Below are 24,116 nucleotides of genomic sequence, written 5' to 3'. Positions count from 1 at the left end.
CGCTGTGCGGAAGGCGGGAAATTTTCGTGCGCATGAAAATATTTTTTTGTGCGCACAGAAATAAATTTCCGTGCGCACGAAAATTTGACGCCATGCGGACGGAGAGTCTATGACGAGGCGAGCGAACGGAAAAGACGAGCGAAAAGCCCCGTATAAGCGGCAGGACTGAAGTCACGAGCGATGCGCTCACGCCCCTGTCGCCCCATGGCTCGTCGCTCCTCGAGATGCGTGAGCATCCAACGGATGGCTTCGTAGAGCGCCTTTGCATCTTGTGCAGGAGCTAAGAGACCCGTTTGCCCAGGGAGAATGAGATCACGGCTCCCAGGGATATCGCTCACGATAGTCGGGAGCGAGAGCGACATAGCTTTGCGCACCACACGGGGCGAAGCGTCACGCCAGCTTGGCAAGACATACACATCCGTCCCCGAAATATAAGACATTGCCTCGGGCGTTTCCCCGACGAAGGCCACATCAGCGCCCACGGGTGTCGACTCGATCCACGCACGATCTGTGTCATGTAGTGGACGTATCTATAAGGGATTAGGCCTACCTACCCTACTCGCACTTCGGAGAGGCGGGCTGAGGGCAGGTAGGCCTAACATATATTGCCGGAGAGGCAAGAGAGTCGGAGTAAGCGGCGAACTAAGGCTGAGACTCCAGGCGCTTGGCCTCGTCCCAGAGGGCATCCATCTCAGCGAGGGTCATATCTCGCAGGGAGCGGCCAGCCTCCTTCGCCTTCGCCTCGACATAGCGGAAGCGACGGATGAACTTGGCATTCGTTCGCTCAAGCGCATTGTCAGGATTGATGCCGTACTTGCGTGCGACGTTGATGACGCTGAAGAGGAAGTCACCCAGCTCAGCTTCGGAGTCTTCCGCAGAGCCAGAGGTGATCGCCTCGCGAAGCTCACGAAGCTCCTCGTCGACCTTCGTCCAGACATCCTCGGGCTGCTCCCAGTCGAAGCCCACTCCGCGTGCCTTGTCCTGTATACGGTAGGCCTTGATGAGGGTGGGCAGGGAGGCAGGGACACCCGAGAGGACGGTCTTATTCCCGCCTTTCTCTTGCTGCTTCAGTTCCTCCCAGCGCTCCACGACAGCCCCAGCAGAAGCTGCTACCGCCTCGCCATAGACATGCGGGTGGCGGTAGATGAGCTTATCGCAAAGGGCATTGGCCACATCGCAGAGGTCAAAGGTACCCTGCTCCTCGCCGATGGTGCTATAGAAGACAATGTGCAGGAGCACATCGCCCAGCTCTTTCTTGATCTCCTCGGGGCGCCCCGAGAGGATCGCATCGGAGAGCTCATAGACCTCTTCGAGGGTATTGGTACGGAGGCTCTCGGTCGTCTGCTCACGATCCCAAGGGCAGTCCTTACGCAGGCGCTCCATGACATCGAGGAGACGGTTCATAGCCGCCAGCTTCTCTTCTCTACTATGTAGCATATTCGTTTGAGGTGAGAGGGAGGGGTTACTTACGCTTGTCGAACTCGCTGAGACCCGACTTGAGGAAGTTCAGGTACGCAGAGACGTCTTCGTTGAAGGCGTACGAGGGAGCCAGGGGCTTGCCCTGATGATCCAACAGGACGTAGAAGGGCTGTGCGTTGGCACCGAACTTCATACGCTGGAAGTAGCTCCACTTATCACCGACGGTGCGGAGCTTGACCTTCTCCCCATTCTCCATGATCTCGATAGGCTCCTTGAGCGGTGCCTTCTCGTCGACCATAAGCGTGATGAGGACATAGTCTTCCTCGAGCATGTGCTTGACGTTGGGGTCGATCCATACCGACGCCTCCATCTTACGGCAGTTCACGCAGCCGTAGCCAGAGAAGTCGATCATCACGGGCTTCCCTACCTGACGGGCATAAGCCATACCGGCATCGTAGTCATCGAACTTCGCATGCACCTCACCATTATATAGGTTCAGATCCTGCGTGCGGAGGGGTGGTGCGAAGGCACTGATAGCACGCAGAGGTGCACCGACGAGCCCAGGCATCATATAGACGGCGAAGGAGAAAGAGATGATCGCGAGGAAGAGTGCAGGGATAGGCGTCTTTTCCTGTGGTGCATCGTGAGGGAAGCGAATCTTCCCGAGGAGATACAGCCCGAGGAGGATAGCGATCACGATCCAGAGCGAGAGGAAGACCTCACGGTCAAGGATACGCCAGCCGTATGCCAGGTCAGCGATGGAGAGGAACTTCAGCGCCAGAGCCAGCTCGATGAAAGCGAGGACGACCTTCACGGAGTTCATCCACCCACCACTCTTAGGCATCGACTGCAGGAGGTTGGGGAAGATAGCGAAGAGCGTGAAGGGCAGGGCCAGCGCAAGTGCGAAGCCGAGCATCCCGACAGCAGGAGCGAGCATCCCCGAGGAAGAGGTAGCAGCCTGTACGAGGAGCGTACCGATGATAGGCCCAGTGCACGAGAAGGAAACCAGCGCGAGCGTGAAGGCCATAAAGAAGATGCTGATGAATCCCGAAGCCGAGTCTGCCTTAGCGTCCATCTTCGCGGTCCAAGAGGCGGGCAAGACGAGCTCAAACGCCCCGAAGAACGAGATCGCAAAGATGACGAGGAGGATGAAGAAGGCGACGTTGAAGATAGCGTTCGTAGCCAGATTATTCAGGGCATCCGAGCCGAAGACCGCCGAGACGATGAGCCCCAGTGACACGTAGATCACGATGATCCCGATACCATAGAGGAGTGCGTCACGGATCCCCTTCTTACGGTCAGAGCTTCTCTTGAGGAAGAAGCTCACCGTCATGGGGATCATAGGCCATACGCAGGGAGTGACCAGCGCCACGAGACCACCGAGGAAGCCCCCGACGAGGAGCATCCACAGTGAGCCTTCGGCCTGATTCAGAGCCTTATCACCATAAGCCTTCAGCTCAGGGATGACGGGGGCCCATAGGTCGGAGGAGGCGAGAGCGGCAGTGTCCTGAGGGGCTACCGATAGCGTATCTACCGAGGCTACACTATCGGCTGAGGGCTCCCCCAGGCTGGTAGCGGTGGCTTCGGTGGTGGCAGGTGTTTCTTCGGTGAGCTTCGTAGCTGCGGCGTCACCGAGCTTGCCCAGCTCCTTAGGCTGGACAGTGAACTCCCAGTTAGCGGGAGGGAGGCACTGCTCATCGTTGCAGGCCATATATCGGATAGCTCCGACGAAGGCGAACTTCTTGGGGTCTGTGATACGGATCTTCTGACGGAAGGTGACCTTACCGCTGAAGAAGCGCAGGGTCATCTCGAAGTTGGGGTCATACTTCTCTATGGGCTTCTGCATGGAGGTCAGGCCACCGACGAGTTCAGCCCCCTCGATTTTATCGACGAGAAGGTGCGTAGGCGTTGGGCCACCCTTAGGGAGCTCCGTGCCGTAGAGATGCCAAGGATCCTTGACCGTAGCTGTGAAGACGAGGACCTTCTCCGTAGGAGACTTATCCTCTACTGAGCGCGACCAAGTGACAGCATCGCGGATGACCTGAGCGTTGAGCCCCATCCCCAGAAGGAGGATAGATAGGCTCAAGACGAAGCGACGCACCGCCGAGAGGGAGGGGCGTAGGGGAGCAAAGCTCCGTGTCTGTTGGTTCATTGTGGAGATTGATTTTATGTGATTAACGGTTAGTTCTTCTTTGACCTTGCTGCGGGACTCTTCGTTGCGCGAGGGCGAGGTGCCGTGCTCTTGAGAAGCTTGCGGAAGAGTGGAGGGATGGGCTGACGGAAGTCAAGGAGCTTCTTCGTCACGGGGTGAACGAAGCTCAGACGCGTCCCCTCAAGTGCCACTCGACCGAGGTCCTTCTCGGGCGAACCATTACGCCAGTCCCCGACGATGGGGAGGCGCAGGGCTGAGAGCTGACGGCGCAGGCGGTTGTTGCGCCCTGCGAGCAGGGATATTGAGAGCAGCGTGCGGCCATTGCCTTCGCTGATGACATGCCATTCAGCACGGCCTGCAGCCTGATCCTCCTCCGAGCGAGGGGTGGAGCGGGTCGCACGTGACTTCTTCGCACCCGAATCCTTGCCTTTGCCCTTCTTCTCTTCGGGAGCGGGAGGCATCAGGATACCCTCAGACTCCCGAGGTGCGCCCTCGAGGACTGCGGCGAAGAGCTGCTGACGGACGTAGTTCTGCCAGTGATCACTAAGCTCACGCTGGAGCTCAGCGCTCTTAGCGAAGACGACAAAGCCTGCACAATCCTTATCGAGTCGGTTGATGTGGTAGACCTTCGCCAGCGGATTGAAGCTCTTGAGGTGCTCCGACAGCAGGCGCAGAGCGGTCTTGTCCTTCTCCTCGCCACTTGCTACCGTAGGTAGGCCAGCCTCCTTGTGAATGACCAGCAGGTACTCATCTTGGTAGAGGATCTCGATCTGCTTATGCGTAAGTGCCTTCGGAAGGGGAGCAGGATGGATGTTGACGGTATCACCGGGCTGGAGAGGCGCATCGAACTGCGTCGTCGGCTCCGTACCGATGGCTATGAAGCGGTCGTGCAGGAGCTGCTTGACTGTCGTGCGGCTCTTATCGGGCAGCGCCTCGATGAGGAAGGCTAAGAGCGTCGTCGGATGGCCAGCATCGACATGAAGGCGCAGCAGGGGCTTTCGCCCACCTGGCACCGCGATGCGCTCCGTACGAACGGGCTGCTTAGGGGTGGATATAGAGGTCATGTTTTTAGTTCTTTTTCTTTTCGTCCATATAGAGTAGGACGTTGCCATAGATCATATAGACCAGACCCAAGGCCAGGAATACAAGCCAAGCACCTCGGCCGAAGGAGTCAAAGACCCCGAAGCGTGCTACCGCTGAGAGCAGGAAGAGCAGGCCCGAGAAGACGCCCATACGAGCCACACGCCTCAAGAGGCGCGAAGCGTCTCGCTCAGGAGCTAACACGTAGTACAGGCCATACCCTATAGCCCCAAGGCCGTAGAGGACATCAAAGAGGCGGTGCTCCGTGAGTGCCAGTGCAGCGCCCGAGATGATGAGCAGGACACTGACGATATAGAGGTACTTATACTTTACTTGCATAGGGCCTTAGTGCTTATTGCTGAGCTGCGGTAGTCGTGTCGGGAGCGAGGACGAAGACCTCCTCACCAGGCAGATGCATGTAGTACTGCTCACGGGCGATTCGCTCAATATGCTCGCGGTTGTCACGGATATCGCTGAGGCGAGCGCTGTCTGCTTCATACTGCGGGAGATAGCGATTGTACTCCTCTTGGATAAACGCTTTGCGGCGCTGATTCTTCACATAGTGGAATAAACTATTGTTCCCCAGAAGGAAGGTGAAGATGAAGACAGCCACCCCAGCCAAGATATATCGGAGGGCTGGGTAGCGCTTATTACATGTCGCTATCGAGGTGAGGAAGCGCTGCAGGCGCTCCATGAAAGTGGGCTTAAGCTCGGTCATTGTCTGTTGGCAGAGGGTCGCAATACGACACAATAATATAGTGCTAAAATACACAAAAGCGCAGACTTGTTCGATTCGCACCTAAGGCATGCCTCACATTCCCGCCTCTAAGCAGAGGCTGTTGCCTTAGAGTCCTACCCTCTATTTAGAGTTTAGAGTGCTAAAGCATAGCACGCCCAACTCCCCGATATGCCTCTCCGAAGTGGTACGCAAGCCCTTCGCCTTATCGCAAGTATTCTTCTTATTCAGCGGAGGGAAAAGTGTCCTTCGCGTGAAGAAAAAAGCACCTTCACGTAGTGGTTTTTCTCAGTCTATGCACGTAGTCTTAAAGACCAGGTACGTAAATCCAAATATCCGCGTACGTAGATATTAAATCCACGTACGTAGTCCAAACTTATCTGCCACTCGTCCACAACTTTTATCCCTACGCAGAGCAACAAACTAATAGAGGTCACTTCACAAAGCTATATAGCTTCGCACCGAAAGCTGTATAGGAATCCAAGCAGAGCTATATAGCTTTCTTCGCCATCCTATATAGCTCCACCCACGTACCCATATACCAATGTATGGGACCATTGTGCAAGGTCACCTCTTCATTACTCGTACTTTCTTCTCTCGAAAAGCGGAGTCTTTAGGTTGAGAGGAGCGAAGGAGGAAAAACGAAGCAGTACTGGTCAGCGATCTGACCAGCACGGGTTCATCTCCCCTCATCGGAGTGGGCTTATTCCCTGTATCTGAGTACTCTCGGAGTAGCCTCCCACTATGCTCTATCTACGGGAGGATGAAGACTTGGCAAAGCAGTCGCTAATTCGTAACTTAGCAGGAGAATTATACACGACTTCGCAAGAATAGGCTTTCTCTATGGGTCCCTTGACAGTGCGGAGCCTGACCACAATGAAGCGACACTTAGCATGAGTTACCTCAAGTTCGACCGCCGACTCATGGCCAACCTCGATGAGTCCACCCAGCGGGAGTACATACGTACCAACCGCAAGGGCGCCTACTGCTGCTCCAGCATCGTAGGCTGTAACACACGCAAGTACCACGGCGTCCTCGTCATCCCCGTCCCCGAACTCAGTGAGAACAACCACGTACTGCTCTCCAGCCTCGATCTGACGATCGTGCAGCATGGTGTGCCGTTCAACGTCGGTATCCACGAGTATGAGGGCGATATCTTCAGCCCCAAGGGGCACAAGTACATCCGAGAGTACAATGTCGATATCGCCTCCTCGACGACCTATCGTGTCGGAGGCGTGGTACTGCAGAAGGAGTTTCTCTTCTGCCACTACACCAATAGGATGCTGCAGCGCTACACGCTCCTTGAGGCTCACAGCCGCACGACCTTAAGACTCTCTCCCTTCCTCGCCTTCCGTGACGTGAAGATGCTCACGCATCGCAATGATCAGTACCACGGAGACTATGGTCAGGCTAAGTCGGGGGTCACCTTCTGCCTCTATCCAGGCTATCCTACGCTCTACCTCCAGCTATCAAAGGCTCATAACTTCGTCTCTGACCCACACTGGAATGAGCGTATCGAATATATCAAGGAGCGCGAGCGTGGCTACGAATACACTGAGGACCTCTACGTCCCCGGCTACTTCGAGGTCGACATTGAGGTCGGGGAGTCGATCTACTTCTCAGCTGGCGTCGAGGAAGCCGATCCCGATACCTTAGCACAGCTCTTCGCTGAGGAACGAAAGATCCGCACCCCTCGTGAGGACTTCCGTAGCTGTCTGCTGAATGCCGCTCTGCAATTCTACTACCGCCCCGACGCTACACACGGCTACCTGCTGGCAGGCTATCCTTGGTTTGGGGTGCGAGCTCGCGACCTCTTCATCGCCCTCCCAGGCTGTACCATCTATGCCGATGCTCCTGAGCGCTTCTACCGCATCATGGACACAGTGCTCCCAGATATGCGAGCTTTCATGCGCCAGGAGGGTATCTCCAAGGAGATACGCAACATCAACGAGGGGGACATCGGGCTCTGGGCCATCTGGACGCTACAAGAGTATGCTCGCTGGTCCAGCCTCCCCGACATGGTCAGCCGCTATGGAGACTTCCTCGATGAGCTGATACACTATTATCTACGCAACGTACACCCCAACCTCCGCATCGATGATAACGGGCTGTGCGTGATGACGGGAGACGGGCGTCCTCTCTCATGGATGGATGCGAAGGTCAATGGTCAAGCGGTCGTCCGCCGTGAAGGCTACCTCGTCGAGGTCAATGCCCTGTGGTATAATGCCCTGTGCTTCTACCGCGAAGCCCTTCCCCAGAAATGGACACCTGAGCTCGAGGAGCTGCTAGGGCGCGTACAGCAGAGCTTCTGCGACACCTTTATCAATCAGCATGGCTACCTCTTTGACCACGTACATCCTCACACCTCATGGCGTGACTGGAGCGTGCGTCCGAACATGGTCTTCGCCACCTCACTCCCCTACTCGCCCCTACCTAAGGCTACCCGTCGCTCCGTCCTCGAGATCATCACTCGTGAGCTACGCACGCCGAAGGGACTCCGCACCCTGAGCCCAAAGAGCGACGGCTACCAGCCTCAGTGCCACGGCACACAGTGGCAGCGTGAGCAGTCCTACTACAACGGCTCCGTATGGCCTTGGCTCCTCGGCCCCTACTTCGAGGCCTGCATCAAGCTCTACGGGCGCAGTGCTATCTCCTTCATCGAAAACACGCTCATCGGTATGGAGGAAGAGCTCCAGCAGCATGGCGTAGGCACCGTGAGCGAACTCTTCGACGGCAATCCTCCCTTCAAGGGCCGTGGTGCCATCTCCTTCGCGATGAGCGTCGGGGAACTGCTTCGCTCACTTGCCCTACTCGAAGAGGCTAAGAGTAAGTACGACACACAGATCCTCCCCATAATTAGATACGAATGAAAGCGCTCATGTTCGGGTGGGAGTTCCCACCACACATCCTCGGTGGTCTCGGTACAGCCAGCTATGGCTTGACCCAGGGTATGGCAGCCCAGGGAGATATGGAGACGACCTTCGTCATCCCCCGCCCCTACGGCGATGAAGACAAGAGCTTCCTCAGAATCATCGGAGCAGGAGATACCCCAGTCGTCTACCGAGACGTCAACTATGACTACGTCCGTGATCGCCTCGAGGGGAAGATGGATCCCGAGCTCTACTACCGCCTACGGGATCATATCTATGCGGACTTCTCCTACCTACCGACTAATGACTTGGGCTGCTTTGAGTTCTCGGGGAAGTACCAAGACAACCTCCTCGAGGAGATCAATAACTACTCCATCGTAGCAGGTGTCATCGCCCGCAGTGAGCCCTTCGATATCATCCACTCGCACGACTGGCTGACTTATCCAGCAGGGATCCATGCCAAGCAGCTCACCGGCAAGCCCCTCATCGTACACGTCCATGCCACAGACTTCGACCGCAGTCGCGGCAATGTGAACCCTACGGTCTTCGGCATCGAGATGGACGGGATGAACCACGCTGACCACATCATCACCGTCAGCGATCTCACCCGCCGTACCGTCATCGAGAAGTATCACCAGGATCCAGCCAAGGTCACGACCGTGCACAATGCGGTCACGCCACTGGCACCCTCGATCCTCGCACTCCCCGACCGCCGTGGTGTCCGCGACAAGGTCGTCACCTTCCTCGGGCGTATCACTATGCAGAAGGGCTGTGAGTACTTCGTCGAAGCCGCAGCGAAGGTCCTGGAGCGCACACAAGACGTCCGCTTCATCATGGCTGGTAGCGGCGACATGATGGACGCGATGATCCGCCTTGCCGCAGAGCGCAACATCTCCGACCGCTTCCACTTCACGGGCTTTATGAAGGGCCAGCAGGTCTATGAGGTCTTCAAGGCCAGCGACGTCTACGTCATGCCCTCCGTCTCAGAGCCCTTCGGTATATCGCCCTTGGAGGCGATGCAGTGTGGAGTCCCCTCGATCATCTCCTACCAGTCGGGATGCGCCGAGATCCTCAACTACGCCGTCAAGGTCGACTACTGGGATATCGACGCTATGGCTGATGCCATCTACGCACTTATCACCTATCCCGAGATGCACCGCTTTCTCAAGGAAGAGGGGCTTCGGGAAGTCAACAGCATTACTTGGGAGGCAGCTGGACGTAAGGTCCGCGCCATCTATGATCGCTACGTCCACTAATCACTACACCGACATACCCGCTATCCGTTATGAAAAAGATATGCCTCTGCTTCCAGATACATCAGCCCTATAGACTGCGTCGCTATCGCTTCTTCGACATCGGCAACTCCCACTACTATACCGATGACTACCTCAACGAAGAGGTCTTCGAGCGCATAGCTGACTCGTGCTACATCCCTGCTAACCACATGCTCCTCGAGCTACTGAAGGCCTACCCCGACTTCCGTGTAAGCTTCTCGATCTCGGGTCTGGCTCTTGAGCAGATGGAGTACTACAAGCCTGCACTGATCGATAGCTTCAAGGAGCTCGCTGCCACGGGACGCGTGGAGTTCGTCGCTGAGACCTATGCGCACTCCGTCGCCTCACTCTATGACCCCGTAGAGTTCAGGAATCAGGTACGCATGCAGCAGACGAAGCTACGCGAGCTCTTCGGTACCGAGCGCTCTCGTGTCTTCTGCAATTCAGAGCTCATCTACTCCGATGAGATCGCCAGTGAGGTGGCAGCAATGGGCTACGAAGGGATTATCACCGAGGGAGCTAAGCACATCCTCGGCTGGAAGAGCCCGAACTATCTCTACGATGCAGTCACCGAGCCTAGTACCAAGCTCCTGCTACGCAATGCTCCTCTTTCGGAGCTGGTGACAAACCACTTCACTAACTACGGCTCTCCCGAGTATCCCGTCACTGCCGACAAGCTCCTCGGACGAGTCAAGTGGCTTCCCGAAGGAGAGGACTTCACGCTCCTCTATATGAACTACGAGGTACTCGGAGCGATGCACCGCCGTGAGTCGGGTATCTTTGAGTTCTTCAAGGCACTACCTCTCTTGGCTCCCGACTATGCTGTAGGCTTCGCGACCCCATCGGAGCTTCTTGACGAGCATAAGTCCATCGCACCGCTTACCGTAGCCTCTCCCATCAGCTGGGCAGGCGAAGAGAAGAGTACCAACGAGTGGAATGGCAACATCCTCCAGCACGGCGCCCTCGAGAAGCTCCGTCAATGGGGTGAGCGTGTCCATGCTCTCGAAGATCGTAGCCTCCTACAGGACTGGCTCTATCTGCAGAGCGCCGACCACTTCTACTATATGAATACCATCAACTGGGGAGGCCATCCCTTCAGCCCTTATAACTCGCCTTACGATGCGTTCAACAACTATATGAACGTACTCAGCGACCTCCTTCTCCGCGTCGAGGAGCAGGCACCGAGCAGCATCGAGACCGAAGAGCTAAACTCCTACCAGCAGACGATCCACGCACAGGACGAGCGTATCGCCGCCCTCGAAGCTGAGATCCGTCAGCTCAAGGAAGCTAAGGGCAAGGCCTAAAGCCTACAGTCATTCACCACAACTATGTCTAAGGACCTACACTTAGAGAATATCCGCCGCGAGTACACCTCGCTCAGCCTTAGCCGTAAGGATCTCCCTGCCGATCCCCTTGAGATCGTCAGCACATGGATCGATCAGGCGATAGAGGCCAAGGTCAACGAACCCACTGCCGTCATCGTAGGGACATCGACCCCCGAAGGACGTCCCAGCATGCGCACCGTACTGCTGAAGGAGATCCTCGAGGGACGCTTCGTCTTCTACTCGAACTACGACAGCCGCAAGGGCAAGCAAATAGCGGCCAATCCCCACGTCGCCCTTACCTTCCTCTGGCACGAGCTTGAGCGACAGATCCACGTCGAGGGGACTATCGAGCGTCTACCTGCCGCAGAGAGTGATGCCTACTTCGCTATGCGCCCCTACAAGAGCCGTGTCGGAGCACGCATCTCCCCGCAGAGCCAGCCCATCCCCTCACGCGAGTACATTATGATGCGCTTTGCTGCGGAGAGCCTCCGCTTCGTCGGGCGCGAAGTGCCCCGCCCAGAGAACTGGGGAGGCTTCGCCGTGACCCCCTCACGTATCGAGCTCTGGCAAGGGCGTGATAGTCGCCTGCATGACCGCTTCCTCTACGAGCTACAGGAGGACAGCACATGGAGCCTTGAGCGCTTAGCGCCTTAGCCGACTCTCTATGATGCCTCCTACCACCGATTCGATCCGCGCCTTCCTCGACTACCTCAGCCACGAAGCAGCCGCCTCGCCCCTGACCATCGAGACCTACCAGTCTGATCTTAGGAGCTTCACGGCCTATGCTGAGGAGCGTCTAGGAGAGCCATTCGTGGCCTCTGAGGGCGATCTCGACTTGGTGCGTGGCTGGCTATCCGTCAAGCTTGACGAGGGGCTGAAGGCCTCGACGGTGGGGCGATGCCTCACCTCGGTCAGAAGCTTCTACCGACACCTACTGAAGACGGGGCAGATCAAGCGCAACCCCATCCAAGCTCTTCGCCCGCCGAAAGCTGCACGTCCGCTCCCCGTCTATGTACCTACCGAAGATATGGAGCAGATGCTCTCGGAGGATGTTGATCCGACGGACTGGCGGGCGGTACGCGACCACCTCATCCTCTCCATGCTCTACGAGTGTGGTCTACGTCGCTCGGAGATCGCTGGTCTACGTGACCAAGCTGTCGACACCACCGAGCGTCAGCTCAAGGTCTTAGGTAAGGGACGCAAAGAGCGCATTGTCCCCTTCGGCAAAGGTCTTGCCGAAGAGATCGAAGCGTGGCGTCACCTGCGCACCTCTATCTTCGGCACGACGGAATCCTTCTTCGTCAGCAGCAAGGGGACGCCCATGCTCCCCCGTGCCGTATATCAAGTCGCACATGCGGCACTCGCCTCCGTCCCCAATCTCTCCCGCCGAGGTGCGCACGTCCTGCGTCACACCTTCGCTACCGACATGCTTAACTCCGGAGCGGATCTCATGCTCCTACGCGAGCTCATGGGCCACAGCTCCGTCTCCACTACCGTACGATACACACATACCTCCTTCGAGCAACTGAAGAAGCTCTACGCGGCACATCCACGGGCAGCACGTACCCCCCGTGATGACCGCTCTGACGGCGATTGACCACCATTGCCCTGCTTGCTCGGAGCACACACAGCTGCCGATGTATAGCTACCGTTACCCTTTTCTTTATCTCCTTCTCCTCACCTTCTTCCCTATCTGCGCTTCTGCCCAAGTATGGCAAGCAGACTTCTCCACCGAGGGCACGCCTACGGAGAAGCACTGGCGCTATGACCGTGGGCTCTACCACATCTCTGGGGGAGCCCTACACCTCGCTGTACCCAAGGAGCCTGTACGAGGGTCAGCCTCTATCGTCACGAACGTCACCCTCCCCACTGCCCCCGTATGGCGGGGACAGGTCAAGATGGACCTCATCCCCACAGCTTACAACCATGCGACGATCCTCCTCTGTGCCATTAAGGCATTGGATACTCAGAGCTACGAATATGTGGCATTAGACTTCGGGCAAGGTGGCCAACAACACATCAGTCTACGACGGGTAAAGGTCGAGCGAAGTGGTGGCAATCCCGCTTACCTGACCCTCAGCCCTCTGGGTCGCCCACTCATCTCCAGCTCCACCACACTTAATGCTTCAGGAAGTTGGGACTATGACGTCCGCTATAGCGCCGAAGGTGGCTGGCAACTCTACCTGAGAGAAGCCGGCAGCGAGCAAGAATGGGAGCTCATCGGCGAGGAGGAAGACTTCCGCCCCACCCTTCCAGAGAAGAACACCTTTGGCATCAGCTGTACCTTCACCAGCACGCACCATACGGGTTGGCACTTCCGACAGCTCCGTATCTATCCTACGAGCGAGACTGACCCTATAGGCGACGAAGGCACGTCACCTCGACCAGATCCCGTCCCGACGCCTATTCCACAGCCTAAGAGCGGCTTGCTTCTCTCCGAAATCATGCCGCATCCCAAGACGGACTGCCCCGAATACATCGAGCTATATAATGCTAGCGATGCTCCCTGTGAGCTGGGCGACTATGCACTGGCAGCAGGGCGCGACGGCTCATCCTACAAGATCACTCCCCTCCCACTACGCTCTATCCCTGCTGGCAGCTACATCGTAATAACCAAAGATCCCGATGCCTTAGCGAAAGCTTACCCTAATGCTCCTCGCGAGGTCTTTGTAAAGGCTAGCTTCCCCCGCCTTCTTAATCAGAGTGGACTAATTGGCCTGCTCCTCGGCGATGACGGGCTGGTAGTCGACCTCCTTCACTACGACAGCAGCCTTCTCCCCAAGGGTATGAAAAGCAAGGCGGGCATTGCCCTTGAGCGAAAGGACTATAAAGTCATCGAAGAGGCAGGCAACTGGCATGCTGCAGCCCGTTCGGCTGGCTTTGCGACTCCAGGGCAAAAGAATTCTTCCGCAGAGGAGGGCGGTGGCAACCAAGATGACACTCCGCAAAAGCGTCTATCAGACGAAGAGCTCTTTACCCTACTGGATAGCTCTCCCGATGGGGAATGTCACTTTACTCTTTATCGACTGACAGGTGAGCTTCTCGCTCGAGGCACCTCTCTCGCACGTGACTCTTGGATCCAAAGCCTCCGCACGATGCCTGCCGACGCCCTTCGAATCATCGGAGTCTCCGCCGAAGGGCCTCTACTCCTGCACATCAAATTGACCCGCCCCGATGGCACTCGCCTAGAGCGCTCGCTCCTCTTCCGCATCGTAGGCCTCTAAGGGGTTAGTAGAAACCTATATTGGTCGCTGGGTGAACCTATATTGGTTCGCTTCACAATCTATATTGGTCTCGACGTGGAGCTATATAGGTTCACCCAGCGACCACTATAGGTTCACCTGTCCCCATCACGAAGGCCCCAAGACAAGTACTTAGCTTGCTCTTCTCACGCTCTCCCTGCTGAGAGCTTTCTGAGGGAGGGAAGATGATAGTTGGGAGTGAGGGGGCGACTTCCTCAGCCTCAAGGGACTACTCTGACTTTTACTCTCGGAGCCCCACCTTTCAGCCACGACAAGGAAAACATATCGTTAAGAAGTAGTAATTTTGTGGGCTAATTAGGTAAGTCTACCCTTATCCATAGGAAAGGAGTTCGAGAGGTAAATGAATACCTACAGCATACGTTATATATAGAGATATAGAGCACATGGGCAAAGTCATCGCATTAGCCAATCAGAAGGGCGGAGTGGGTAAGACCACGACCGCTATCAATCTGGCAGCTTCCTTAGCCTCCCTTGAGAAGCGCGTCCTCCTGGTCGATACGGACCCGCAGGCCAACGCCACTTCGGGGATCGGCATCGATGCCTCTCAGATAGGCAAGACGATCTACGAATGCCTCTGCTCTGGCCTGCCTGCTACGGAGGCCATCACGAAGACGGTCGTCGACGGTCTTGATCTCTTGCCTTCGCACATTGATCTGGCGGGGGCAGATCTCGAGCTACTGGAACGCTCGGAGCGTGAGTATATCCTCCGCTCTGTCCTCGCACCCGTCCTCGACCGCTACGACTATATCCTCATCGACTGCTCCCCCTCGCTCGGCTTGATCACTGTCAATGCTCTCGTAGCAGCAGACTCTGTGCTCATCCCAGTGCAGTGCGAGTACTTCGCACTCGAAGGGATCTCTAAGCTCCTCAACACCATCCGTATTGTACGCCAGCGCCTCAATGCACAGCTCGATATCGAGGGCTTCCTCATGACGATGTACGACAGCCGTACGCGCCTAAACAACCAGATCTATGAGGAGGTCAAGTCCCACTTCAAGGGCCTCGTCTTCGAGACCGTCATCCAGCGCAATGTGAAGCTCGGCGAAGCTCCGAGCCACGGCCTCCCCGCCCTACTCTACGATGCCGATAGCCGTGGAGCCATCAACCACCTACAGCTGGCAGCCGAGCTGATCAACAAGAATAAGTAGATGTCCGCAGCAAAGAATAAGAATGTCCTGGGCCGTGGCCTGGGGAACCTCCTCGGAGGAGAGACTGCATCAGCAGCCCTCCAAGCCACCGTCTCAATCCAAGAGCTTCCGCTGGAGAAGATCGCTCCCAACCCCGATCAGCCCCGTAAGCACTTCGAGCAAGAAGGCCTCGAGGAGCTCGCAGCCTCCCTGCGTGCTCTCGGTCTTGTACAGCCTATCACCGTACAAGCCCTCCCCTCTGGCTCTTACCAGATCATCTCGGGTGAGCGCCGCTGGCGCGCTGCTCAGCTGGCTGGCCTGAAGACACTCCCCACATACATCCGCTCGACACAGGAAGGCGAACTGCTGGAGCTTGCTCTCATCGAGAACATCCAGCGCGAAGACCTCAACGCCATCGAAATAGCCTTGGCCTACCAGCAGCTCATCGAGCAGCATGGTCTGACGCAGGCGAAGCTCGCTGAGCGCATCGGGAAGAAGCGCGTCACCATCAGCAACTACATCCGCCTGCTCCAGCTCCCCGCTGAGATCCAGCTTGGGCTGACGCAGCGCCTCATCGATATGGGCCATGCCCGAGCCCTCCTGCAGGTAGAGGATACGGAGCGCCAGATCGAGCTCTACAACCTCATCATCACCGAGCACCTCAGCGTCCGTGCTGTAGAAGAGCTTGCCCGCGCTATCGCTGAGGAGCCAGAGGCTACGCCCCTCCCCACACCACAGTCACAGCAGCCTGCGAAGGCTGAGCGCAAGGACTTCAAGCTCCTTGAGCGCCACTTGGCTCAAGTCTTCTCGTCAAAGGTTACCCTCCGCTGCTCCGCTTCGGGTAAGGGTAAGCTCACCATCCCCTTCTCTGGTGACGAAGACCTCGAGCGCATCATGCAGCTCCTCGAGCGTATCCAGCAGTAGCTCTACAGCAAGTCTCATCGCCCTATGTGCATCCGACTCCTGATCGCCCTCTTCTCCCTACTGATCCTGCCCCATGCCACGGCCTGGAGCCAGGAGTCCCCCGTGCCGACGACCTATGATATGCCTTCGCTCCTCTCTGCGAGCGACAGCGTCGCCCCCAGCACGCAGGAGCCGCTTCCCAGCTTCGAGAAGCAAGCTCTGAAGATCCAGCAGCAGGCGCTTTGGCAGCCCAACTCCACCAAAGCCATCCTCTGGGCCTTCCTCCCTGGTGGCGGGCAGATCTACAACCGCAAGTACTGGAAGCTCCCCATCGTGTGGGGCGCCTTCATGGCCTGCTACTACTCCATCACGTGGAATAACCGCCAGTATCAGGAGTACCACGCAGCCTACCGCGACCTCTCGGGGCCCGATCCCGAGCACAACACCTCTTGGCTCGTCTTTGCCCCAGCGGGAGCGCAGGCATCCGACTACCAGCAGTACCAGTCTTCACTGCGCTCCACACTCAAGCGAGGCAATGACTTCTACCGCCGCTATCGAGACCTCAGCATCGTCGCTACGGTCCTCGTCTACGGCCTCTCCATCCTCGATGCCTATGTCGATGCCGAACTCTACACCTTCGACATAAGCCCCGACCTCTCTCTACGGGTCGTCCCCGAAGTGGGACTTCCTAAGCTCGGTCTTCCCTCCTATCAGATGGGAGTGAACTGTAGCCTCACCTTCTAAACCCCTCCCCGATGAAGCTTCACATCAAGCTCCTCTCGGTAGCCTTCCTCCTCTTCCTCTCGGCATCCAGCCTCTCCGCACAGGTTGATAGCACGCGACGCGCTGACCGCATCGCTTCGCCCTTCACCCTGGCCTCTGCCCTTCTTGATCCCATCACCCTCCCCACCTCGCTTGATAAGGACGTGGAGAAGATGCTGGAGCAGTGGTACACCGGCTATGGCAATGCGACGGGTAAGAGCACAGGCTCCCGCTACGGCTCCGTGTCCGTCCCCTACACGCCTGACAGCGTCTATGTACGCATGCTCAACAAGATGCCCTCCGCGATGCGATTCAGCTACAATCCCCTCGTACGTGAGGCGATCGAGCTGTACCTCTTCAAGCGCCGTGGTCTCCTGAGCTCCATGCTCTCCCTCGGAGATCTCTACTTCCCCGAGATCGAGATGGCTCTCGACAAGAATGGCCTCCCTATGGAGCTCCGCTACCTCGTCATCGTCGAGTCGGCACTCAATCCTAAAGCCATCTCACCTGCTGGCGCCGCTGGCCTCTGGCAGCTCATGCTCCCGACGGGTAAGATCTACGGCCTCACGGTCAATAGCCTTGTCGACGAGCGCATGGACCCCGTCAAGAGCACCGAGGCGGCCTGCCGCTTCCTCAAGGATCTCTACCGCATCTACGGCGACTGGTGGCTCGTCCTCGCTGCATACAACTGTGGCCCTGGCAATGTGAACCGTGCCCTTCGTCGTGTGAACACTGATCACCCCAACTTCTGGGACATCTACCGCTACCTGCCGAACGAGACGCGCCGCTATATCCCCCTCTTCATCGGAGCTTACTTCGCGATGCACTACCACCGCGAGTACGGCATCTACCCTCGTCAGCTGGGTCGCCCGCTGGCTACGGACTATTACACGGCGAATCATCGCGTTACCTTCGATCGCATCTCCGAGATCACGGGGGTATCGACGGAGCTGATCTCGACGTTCAACCCACAGTTCCGCCGTGGCATCATCCCAGGGAATGACACACCCTACCCCGTACGCCTCCCCCTCTCCGCCATCCTCAAGCTTGACAGCGCAGGGAGTGAAGTGAATTCGCCCGAGCTGCGTGTGAACCTCGAAGGGCCAAGCAACACTGCATCGACTCGCTCTGCGACGAGAAGCCAGTCCTCCAGCGAAGAGGAAGGGCCTGTCACCGAAGAAGAGCAGCCCACCCGTCGCACCCGAGGTCAGAAGGCAGAAGCCAAGCAGCAGACGACGACCACAGCTCACGTCGTCACCACAGGTGAGACGCTCTACTCCATCGCCCAGAAGAATGGCATTAGTGTAGAGGAGCTCAAGAAGAGCAATAACATTACCTCCGATAAGCTCCGCCCTGGGCAGACGCTCCACATCACCAAGGTAACTAAGACGACGTCTGCGACAAATGCCTCCAAGAGTACCAAGGGCCATAGCCACCACAAGAGCCACAGCTCTAAGAAGAGCCGCCGTGGCAGACGCTAACAAGAGATACAATACAACAAGCAATAGCTTCATAACAATCAAAGCAATGAAACAGCCAACACTAGTCGTCCTCGCTGCAGGTATGGGTAGCCGCTACGGTGGCCTCAAGCAGCTCGACGGAGTCGGTCCCTCAGGGGAGACCATCATGGACTACTCGATCTTCGATGCCATCCGCGCTGGCTTCGGCAAGGTCGTCTTCGTCATCCGCCGCACCTTCGAGCAAGAGTTCCGTGAGAAGATCATCTCTAAGTACGAGCACAAGATCCCCGTGGAGGTCGTCTTCCAGGATCTGGACAAGCTCCCCGAAGGCTTCACTGTCCCCGAGGGTCGCGAGAAGCCTTGGGGTACGAACCACGCCGTCATGATGGCAGCAGAGGTGATCAACGAGCCCTTCGCCGTGATCAACGCTGACGACTTCTATGGCCGCCACGGCTTCGCAGCTCTGGCTGATAAGCTCCGCAGCTTCTCCGACAGCCACGACAAGTACTGCATGGTCGGCTACCGCGTAGGCAATACGCTCAGCGAAAGCGGTACAGTAGCACGCGGTGTCTGCGAGGTAGATGACAAGGGCTTCCTCACGGGTGTCGTCGAGCGTACCTCTATCGCTCGTCGCCCTGATGGTAAGATCGCCTTCACGGACGAGAACGGCCAGGAGCAGCTCCTCGAAGAGAATACGCCTGTATCGATGAATATGTGGGGCTTCACGCCTGACTACTTCCAGCACTCGGAGAAGCTCTTCTGCCACTTCCTCAACGAGCAGAAGGCTAATCCTAAGTTCGAGTACTACATCCCTCTCGTAGTCAACCACCTCGTCGCAGAAGGCACCTCTACGGTAGAAGTCCTCGACACGCCTGACTCTTGGTTCGGTGTCACCTACGCCGAAGACCGCCCTGATGTCGTCGCCAAGCTCGCAGCTCTGGCCTCTACGGGCGCCTATCCCGAGAAGCTCTTCTAAGGCAACACTCCTACTATAAATTAGATACCGATAGATCTCCCCATCGTCTCCACATGCTCCTTCGGTAGCGTGTGGGAGCGATGGGTAGGCCACGGTTACCCCCTACGATAGGCATGGACTTTGTGCGCCTCGAGCCCCTGGCGAACGTCAGCTATATCACCGAGCTTGTCATCTGGCTACTCACCCTTCTTGTCTGGGTCTACACCCCAGGCCTCATCGGTGTGGCGCTGGAGGCAGGTCGGCAAGCCAACCCCGACTCGGGGGCGGTATATATCTCGCGCTTCGTCTCCTACGGACTCTTCCGCTTCCTCGTCTATGTCTTAGGCAGCCTCTCGACGGGGCTGACGGTCCTGAGGCTTCTGAGCTGCGAAGGGCTGATCCTGCAGGGGGACTATATAGGTCTCCTCACCACGCTGACAGCACTCTTTGTGGGGATGTACCTCTTCCTATATATCCGCTCGCTCTCCTTCAAGCTCTGGCGCTATATCCTGCTTGACAATCTCTCTGGAGGCCTCTTGGCACAAGACTATTTCTTCCAAGATTGGCTGCGAGCTCTACTGATGGCACTGGTCTCACTCTTGACCTTTGCTCCCCTCTCCACGATCACTCTTTGGGCCATTGCGGCAGGGGTCTTACTCCTGGTTCAGCTCCTCGGTATAGTACAAGTCATACGCCGTCTGACACAGAGTTCTACAGGCTCCCTCTTCCTTTTTTTGTACCTTTGCGCCCACGAAATTGCTCCCTTCCTTTACGTTATAGGGCTCTGCATCTCCTTTTCGAGGGGTGATCTCCTCCTTCCCACTACGTTTCAATGAGTATTAAGACGATCCTAATCTCTCAGCCTCGACCCGAGTCGGGGAAGTCCCCTTACTATGATATCGCTGCGCGCTACGGAGCCGAAGCTACGTTCCGTGCATTCATCGAAGTCGAGTCGGTGACTCCACGTGAGTTCCGCAATCAGAAGGTGAACATCCTTGATCATACGGCGATAGTCTTCACCTCGCGCAAGGCTATGGAGCACTTCTTCCAGCTCAGCGAAGAGCTCCGTGTCACCATCCCCGAGGATATGAAATACTTCTGCATCAACGAGCAGGTAGCCAACTACCTCCAGAAGTTCATCGTCTACCGCAAGCGCAAGGTCTTCTATCCCGAAGCAGGGGGGCAGGCTGAGCTGGTAGCGATTATGCAGAAGCACAGCAAGGAGCTCTACTTCCTCCCCATGGCTGAGGATCATAAGAACGATCTCATCGACCTCTTGACATCCAAGAAGCTCCAGTTCGCTAAGGCGATCATGTACCGCACCGTCAGCAAGAAGTTCACCGCTGCCGAGAAGAAGGAGAAGTATGATATGATCATCTTCTTCAGCCCCGCAGGTGTGGCATCACTGCTTGCGAACCACAGCGACTACAAGCAGGGCAAGGTCCTCATCGGGGGCTTTGGTCCCGCCACGTGCCAGGCTATCGAGCAGGCTGGTCTGCGCCTGGATCTCTCCGCTCCTACCGATGGTGCCCCCTCGATGGCTATGGCCCTCGAGCAGTACCTCAAGGAGAAGAACAAGTAGGCTGCTCTCCAGAGAGCGAAGCATTCGCTGATCGTGGAAGATCTCACTACCACTCCCCTACGCTATACGCTTAGCAAAGAAGAGCGTCTGCATCTCAAGCGAGATGTAGACGCCCTTTTTGCTTCGGGTCACGCCTTCATCGCCTACCCACTTCGGGTCGTAGTGAACGCGACTCCTATTGGGGAGGGCGAAGAGCCCAGCTGTGCCATCCTCGCCGTAGCGGCGAAGAAGTACTTCCGTCGAGCCAATAAGCGCAACCGCGTCAAGCGCCTCATCCGCGAGAGCTACCGCCTACGTAAGCATCGCCTCCTTGATCTGGCCAAGGCTCAGGGCCTGCACATCCACCTCGGTCTCCTCTCTGTGGCGAAGGAGCTCCCCACACAGGCCGACGTCAATCGCGGTATGGACAAGGCGCTCTCCCGTATCTGTGAGGAGCTGATGCCCAAGGCGAAAGAGCCAACTAACGAAGAAGCATGAAGCGTGTACTCGACTTCGTCAAAGCCCTACTGACGAAGCTTCTTCTTCTCCCCATCTACTTCTACAAGGGAGCGATCTCGCCCCTGACGCCCCCCTCGTGCCGCTTCACACCCTCTTGCTCAACCTATGCCATCGAGGCACTTCGCAAGCACGGGCCATTCAAGGGGCTCTACCTCGCTGTGCGTCGTATCCTGCGCTGTCACCCCTGGGGTGGTAGTGGCTACGACCCCGTACCTTAGCGACATCTATCTCCACCATGACCGAGCAGCTCGCCCCCTATATCGACCTGCACACTCACCACGTACGCTCCACGCCCGACACCGTAGAGCTATTGAGTTGCTACCTCTCTGAGGTGGACACACGCCCCTCCCACGACACCCTCTACTACAGCGTAGGTCTCCACCCATGGCGAGCGGAGGAGCTACGAGAGGAATCTCTCCCCTTACTCCGCAAAGCCCTCCAGCTTCCCCACGTCATCGCCTTAGGTGAAGCGGGCTTAGACAAAGCCACGAAGCACACCACTCTCGCCGAGCAGCTCGCGATCCTTCGCGCACAGATCCTCCTTAGCGAAGAGCTGGAGCTTCCCCTCATCCTTCACTTGGTACGCGCTCAAGACGAGCTTCTTCGCCTTCGCCGTGAGCTCCAGCCTAAGCAACCCTGGATAATCCATGGCTTCCGTGGTGGACTTGACCAAGCACGTCAGCTCCTACGCGCTGGACTCTACCTTAGCTTCGGCGAGTACTTCTGCTCCGAGAGTCTGCGAGAAGCTCATGCGGCTGGGCAAGCCTTCTTAGAGACAGACGACGCCCCTGAGCTTTCTATTCAAGCCGTCTATCAGGCGGCATCCGAAGCTCTTACTCTGGACGAATCCACCCTTCGCGAGCAGCTCTATACCTCCGCCAAACACCTCTTCCCCACACTTCTCTAAGCTAAGAGAAGTCCCCTTATCAGCCCCCTTCAGAAGAAGCCATCACGTAGCGGGCGCACCATCCTATATTGGTCACCGAGCTGACCTATATTGGTTGCTCGTCCGACCTATATAGGAGACTGTTGCGGCAGAGTCCTGTCCTCTATTTAGAGTGCTAAGGCATCACGCGCCCAGCACCCCGATATAGCTCTCCGAAGTGATACACTTTTCCCTTCGCCTTATTGCGAGTATTCCTCTTATTCAGCGGAAGGAAAAGTGTCATTCTTGTGAAGGAAAAAGCACCTTCACGTAGTGGGTTTCCTCTGTCTATGTACGTAGTCTTAAAGACCAGGTACGTAAATCCAAATATCCACGTACGTAGATATTAGAGCCACGTACGTAGCCCAAACTTATCTGTCACTCGTCCACAACTTTTATCCCTACGCGGAGCAACAAACTAATAGAGGTCACTTCTCAAAGCTATATAGCTTCGCACCGAAAGCTATATAGGAATCAGTCCAAAGCTATATAGCTTTCTTCGCCATCCTATATAGCATCACAGCACCTCCTCAGGTGGATACCTTGATAGCCTTTTTATCCCCACCGAATTTCCCTTCTATGAGAGCACTCCTTGCGGGAGTCGTCGGTGTCACCTTCGGTGCGGGGTCTTAGGGTCGGTTGCTTCTTCGTATCTTTGCAAGCGATAAGCGGACAGGAGCTACCCGAGCAGAGTGCTCAGGATAGCTGCTGGCCATTGTATTTACTAAGAGACAAACCGAACTTCAGCCAATGAATGTAGCTATAGTCGGTGTCAGTGGAGCCGTCGGACAGGAGTTCCTCCGTGTCCTCAGCGAGCGCTCCCTCAAAATTGACCGATTAGAACTGTTCGCCTCCGAGCGTAGCGCGGGGAAGAAGATCACCTTCCGTGGGAAGGAATATACGATACGCCTGCTCCAGCACGGCGATGACTTCAAGGATATTGACGTAGCCTTCGTCTCGGCCGGTGGGAGTGTATCCCTCGAGTACGCAGAGACGATCACCAAGCACGGCGCCGTGATGATCGACAACTCCAGTGCCTTCCGCATGCAGGATGATGTCCCTCTCGTCGTACCTGAGGTCAATGCTACCGATGCCCTCGTGCGTCCCCGTGGCATCATCGCCAACCCCAACTGCACGACCATCCAGATGGTCGTCGCCCTGAACGCCATCGAGCGTCTCAGCCACATCCGCCGTGTCCACGTAGCCACCTATCAGGCAGCCAGCGGAGCTGGAGCCCGTGGTATGGCCGAGTTGGATGACCAGATCAAGGCCATCGCCCGAGGCGAAGAGCCCGAGGTGAAGAAGTTCGCCTACCAACTCGCCTACAACCTCATCCCTCAGATCGACGTCTTCGGCGACGATGACTACACGAAGGAGGAACTGAAGATGTACCACGAGACACGCAAGATCATGCACAGCGATGTGCAGGTCAGCGCTACCTGCGTCCGTGTCCCCGTGACCCGTGCCCACTCCGAGGCGATTTGGGTAGAGACGGAGAAGCCTCTCTCACTGGACGATGTCCGTGAAGCCTTCCGCAAGGCGCCTGGCGTAGTCCTGCAGGACGACCCTTCGGATCAAGTATATCCCATGCCACTCTTCATCGCAGAGAAGGACCCCGTCTACGTAGGTCGTCTGCGTAAGGACCTGGCGACGCCCAATGGCCTCACCTTCTGGTGCGTCGGCGACCAGATCAAGAAGGGCGCAGCTCTGAATGCCGTACAGATCGCCGAATACCTCGCTGCACAGGGCAGCATCGGCAAGAAGTAAACCGAGACCTTACTACTC

Annotated in this window: 23 protein-coding genes; 17 read left to right on the top strand and 6 right to left on the bottom strand. The window is 56.9% G+C overall.

All coding sequences use genetic code 11. From position 1 onward, the window contains the following. Positions 1-107 precede the first annotated feature (107 nt). The 6 genes from KO088_RS00675 to KO088_RS00650 all read right to left on the bottom strand — a co-directional run bounded on the left by KO088_RS00675 (position 108) and on the right by KO088_RS00650 (position 5,369). Positions 108-470: a glycosyltransferase gene (locus KO088_RS00675; protein ID WP_251419738.1), complete on the bottom strand. Its 363-nt coding sequence runs from the start codon at positions 468-470 to the stop codon at positions 108-110. A gap of 172 nt (positions 471-642) precedes the next feature. Further along, on the bottom strand, positions 643-1,437 hold the full coding sequence (gene mazG, locus KO088_RS00670; protein WP_215492888.1) for a nucleoside triphosphate pyrophosphohydrolase: 795 nt from the start codon (positions 1,435-1,437) through the stop codon (positions 643-645). A 25-nt stretch (positions 1,438-1,462) separates the two neighbouring features. Next, positions 1,463-3,520 (bottom strand): protein-disulfide reductase DsbD family protein, encoded by a 2,058-nt coding sequence (locus KO088_RS00665; protein ID WP_215493318.1) that lies wholly within the window; start codon positions 3,518-3,520, stop codon positions 1,463-1,465. 80 nt (positions 3,521-3,600) lie between these two features. After that, positions 3,601-4,635 carry a pseudouridine synthase gene (locus tag KO088_RS00660; protein ID WP_215492887.1) on the bottom strand — a complete coding sequence of 345 codons (1,035 nt, stop codon included), beginning with the start codon at positions 4,633-4,635 and terminating at the stop codon, positions 3,601-3,603. Positions 4,636-4,639: 4 nt separating this feature from the next. Continuing rightward, positions 4,640-4,990 (bottom strand): hypothetical protein, encoded by a 351-nt coding sequence (locus KO088_RS00655; RefSeq protein ID WP_044114193.1) that lies wholly within the window; start codon positions 4,988-4,990, stop codon positions 4,640-4,642. Positions 4,991-5,003: 13 nt separating this feature from the next. Then, positions 5,004-5,369 carry an FtsB family cell division protein gene (locus KO088_RS00650; protein ID WP_232203973.1) on the bottom strand — a complete coding sequence of 122 codons (366 nt, stop codon included), beginning with the start codon at positions 5,367-5,369 and terminating at the stop codon, positions 5,004-5,006. Positions 5,370-6,280: 911 nt separating this feature from the next. Between KO088_RS00650 and KO088_RS00645 the strand changes: the two genes are divergently transcribed. The 17 genes from KO088_RS00645 to KO088_RS00565 all read left to right on the top strand — a co-directional run bounded on the left by KO088_RS00645 (position 6,281) and on the right by KO088_RS00565 (position 24,098). Further along, the gene (locus tag KO088_RS00645) at positions 6,281-8,257 is read left to right on the top strand and encodes a glycogen debranching enzyme N-terminal domain-containing protein (protein WP_215492886.1); all 1,977 of its coding nucleotides are present in this window, start codon (positions 6,281-6,283) and stop codon (positions 8,255-8,257) included. Further along, positions 8,254-9,513, top strand: coding sequence for a glycosyltransferase family 4 protein (locus tag KO088_RS00640; protein ID WP_215492885.1), 1,260 nt, complete (start codon positions 8,254-8,256; stop codon positions 9,511-9,513). The genes KO088_RS00645 and KO088_RS00640 overlap by 4 nt, the downstream gene beginning before the upstream one ends. A gap of 29 nt (positions 9,514-9,542) precedes the next feature. Beyond that, positions 9,543-10,835 (top strand): glycoside hydrolase family 57 protein, encoded by a 1,293-nt coding sequence (locus KO088_RS00635; protein WP_215492884.1) that lies wholly within the window; start codon positions 9,543-9,545, stop codon positions 10,833-10,835. A 24-nt stretch (positions 10,836-10,859) separates the two neighbouring features. After that, entirely contained in the window at positions 10,860-11,510 is a 651-nt protein-coding gene (pdxH, locus tag KO088_RS00630) for a pyridoxamine 5'-phosphate oxidase (protein WP_215492883.1), read from the top strand. A gap of 10 nt (positions 11,511-11,520) precedes the next feature. After that, positions 11,521-12,453 (top strand): tyrosine-type recombinase/integrase, encoded by a 933-nt coding sequence (locus KO088_RS00625; protein WP_251419690.1) that lies wholly within the window; start codon positions 11,521-11,523, stop codon positions 12,451-12,453. A gap of 40 nt (positions 12,454-12,493) precedes the next feature. Continuing rightward, positions 12,494-14,080 (top strand): lamin tail domain-containing protein, encoded by a 1,587-nt coding sequence (locus KO088_RS00620; protein WP_215492882.1) that lies wholly within the window; start codon positions 12,494-12,496, stop codon positions 14,078-14,080. Positions 14,081-14,502: 422 nt separating this feature from the next. Continuing rightward, a complete protein-coding gene (locus KO088_RS00615; RefSeq protein ID WP_060935079.1) occupies positions 14,503-15,267 on the top strand; it encodes a ParA family protein in 765 nt (254 codons plus the stop codon). Next, complete coding sequence (locus KO088_RS00610; protein WP_215492881.1) at positions 15,268-16,170, top strand: ParB/RepB/Spo0J family partition protein; 903 nt, start codon at positions 15,268-15,270, stop codon at positions 16,168-16,170. Between the two features lie 24 nt (positions 16,171-16,194). Next, positions 16,195-16,893, top strand: a complete 699-nt coding sequence (locus KO088_RS00605) for a DUF5683 domain-containing protein (RefSeq protein WP_215492880.1) — start codon at positions 16,195-16,197, stop codon at positions 16,891-16,893. An 11-nt stretch (positions 16,894-16,904) separates the two neighbouring features. Beyond that, positions 16,905-18,392: a lytic transglycosylase domain-containing protein gene (locus tag KO088_RS00600; RefSeq protein ID WP_215492879.1), complete on the top strand. Its 1,488-nt coding sequence runs from the start codon at positions 16,905-16,907 to the stop codon at positions 18,390-18,392. Positions 18,393-18,438: 46 nt separating this feature from the next. Continuing rightward, positions 18,439-19,347, top strand: a complete 909-nt coding sequence (locus KO088_RS00595) for a sugar phosphate nucleotidyltransferase (RefSeq protein ID WP_188807133.1) — start codon at positions 18,439-18,441, stop codon at positions 19,345-19,347. Between the two features lie 113 nt (positions 19,348-19,460). Continuing rightward, positions 19,461-20,162, top strand: coding sequence for a DUF4271 domain-containing protein (locus tag KO088_RS00590; RefSeq protein WP_215492878.1), 702 nt, complete (start codon positions 19,461-19,463; stop codon positions 20,160-20,162). Further along, entirely contained in the window at positions 20,159-20,908 is a 750-nt protein-coding gene (locus KO088_RS00585) for a uroporphyrinogen-III synthase (RefSeq protein ID WP_215492876.1), read from the top strand. Before KO088_RS00590 ends, KO088_RS00585 begins: the two co-directional genes overlap by 4 nt. Positions 20,909-20,941: 33 nt before the next feature. Beyond that, on the top strand, positions 20,942-21,385 hold the full coding sequence (locus KO088_RS00580) for a ribonuclease P protein component (RefSeq protein ID WP_215492875.1): 444 nt from the start codon (positions 20,942-20,944) through the stop codon (positions 21,383-21,385). Further along, entirely contained in the window at positions 21,382-21,624 is a 243-nt protein-coding gene (gene yidD / locus KO088_RS00575; RefSeq protein ID WP_044114178.1) for a membrane protein insertion efficiency factor YidD, read from the top strand. Before KO088_RS00580 ends, yidD begins: the two co-directional genes overlap by 4 nt. A 17-nt stretch (positions 21,625-21,641) precedes the next feature. Next, positions 21,642-22,313 (top strand): TatD family hydrolase, encoded by a 672-nt coding sequence (locus KO088_RS00570; RefSeq protein WP_215492873.1) that lies wholly within the window; start codon positions 21,642-21,644, stop codon positions 22,311-22,313. Positions 22,314-23,081: 768 nt separating this feature from the next. Continuing rightward, positions 23,082-24,098: an aspartate-semialdehyde dehydrogenase gene (locus KO088_RS00565; RefSeq protein ID WP_215492871.1), complete on the top strand. Its 1,017-nt coding sequence runs from the start codon at positions 23,082-23,084 to the stop codon at positions 24,096-24,098. The last annotated feature ends 18 nt before the right edge of the window (positions 24,099-24,116 follow it).

It is taken from the genome of Porphyromonas bobii (assembly GCF_943169685.1).
GTDB lineage: Bacteria > Bacteroidota > Bacteroidia > Bacteroidales > Porphyromonadaceae > Porphyromonas > Porphyromonas pasteri.
This window is presented reverse-complemented; position numbering and strand designations above follow the sequence as displayed.

Coding starts and splice junctions, on each gene's coding strand:
- KO088_RS00635 (WP_215492884.1), top strand. CDS start 9,543: ATGAAAAAGATATGCCTCTGCTTCCAGATACATCAGCCCTATAGACTG.
- KO088_RS00595 (WP_188807133.1), top strand. CDS start 18,439: ATGAAACAGCCAACACTAGTCGTCCTCGCTGCAGGTATGGGTAGCCGC.
- KO088_RS00590 (WP_215492878.1), top strand. CDS start 19,461: ATGGACTTTGTGCGCCTCGAGCCCCTGGCGAACGTCAGCTATATCACC.
- KO088_RS00585 (WP_215492876.1), top strand. CDS start 20,159: ATGAGTATTAAGACGATCCTAATCTCTCAGCCTCGACCCGAGTCGGGG.
- KO088_RS00660 (WP_215492887.1), bottom strand. CDS start 4,635: ATGACCTCTATATCCACCCCTAAGCAGCCCGTTCGTACGGAGCGCATC.
- KO088_RS00570 (WP_215492873.1), top strand. CDS start 21,642: ATGACCGAGCAGCTCGCCCCCTATATCGACCTGCACACTCACCACGTA.
- KO088_RS00645 (WP_215492886.1), top strand. CDS start 6,281: ATGAGTTACCTCAAGTTCGACCGCCGACTCATGGCCAACCTCGATGAG.
- KO088_RS00620 (WP_215492882.1), top strand. CDS start 12,494: ATGTATAGCTACCGTTACCCTTTTCTTTATCTCCTTCTCCTCACCTTC.
- mazG (WP_215492888.1), bottom strand. CDS start 1,437: ATGCTACATAGTAGAGAAGAGAAGCTGGCGGCTATGAACCGTCTCCTC.
- KO088_RS00655 (WP_044114193.1), bottom strand. CDS start 4,990: ATGCAAGTAAAGTATAAGTACCTCTATATCGTCAGTGTCCTGCTCATC.
- KO088_RS00650 (WP_232203973.1), bottom strand. CDS start 5,369: ATGACCGAGCTTAAGCCCACTTTCATGGAGCGCCTGCAGCGCTTCCTC.
- yidD (WP_044114178.1), top strand. CDS start 21,382: ATGAAGCGTGTACTCGACTTCGTCAAAGCCCTACTGACGAAGCTTCTT.
- KO088_RS00615 (WP_060935079.1), top strand. CDS start 14,503: ATGGGCAAAGTCATCGCATTAGCCAATCAGAAGGGCGGAGTGGGTAAG.
- KO088_RS00625 (WP_251419690.1), top strand. CDS start 11,521: ATGATGCCTCCTACCACCGATTCGATCCGCGCCTTCCTCGACTACCTC.
- KO088_RS00565 (WP_215492871.1), top strand. CDS start 23,082: ATGAATGTAGCTATAGTCGGTGTCAGTGGAGCCGTCGGACAGGAGTTC.
- KO088_RS00600 (WP_215492879.1), top strand. CDS start 16,905: ATGAAGCTTCACATCAAGCTCCTCTCGGTAGCCTTCCTCCTCTTCCTC.
- KO088_RS00640 (WP_215492885.1), top strand. CDS start 8,254: ATGAAAGCGCTCATGTTCGGGTGGGAGTTCCCACCACACATCCTCGGT.
- KO088_RS00605 (WP_215492880.1), top strand. CDS start 16,195: ATGTGCATCCGACTCCTGATCGCCCTCTTCTCCCTACTGATCCTGCCC.
- pdxH (WP_215492883.1), top strand. CDS start 10,860: ATGTCTAAGGACCTACACTTAGAGAATATCCGCCGCGAGTACACCTCG.
- KO088_RS00610 (WP_215492881.1), top strand. CDS start 15,268: ATGTCCGCAGCAAAGAATAAGAATGTCCTGGGCCGTGGCCTGGGGAAC.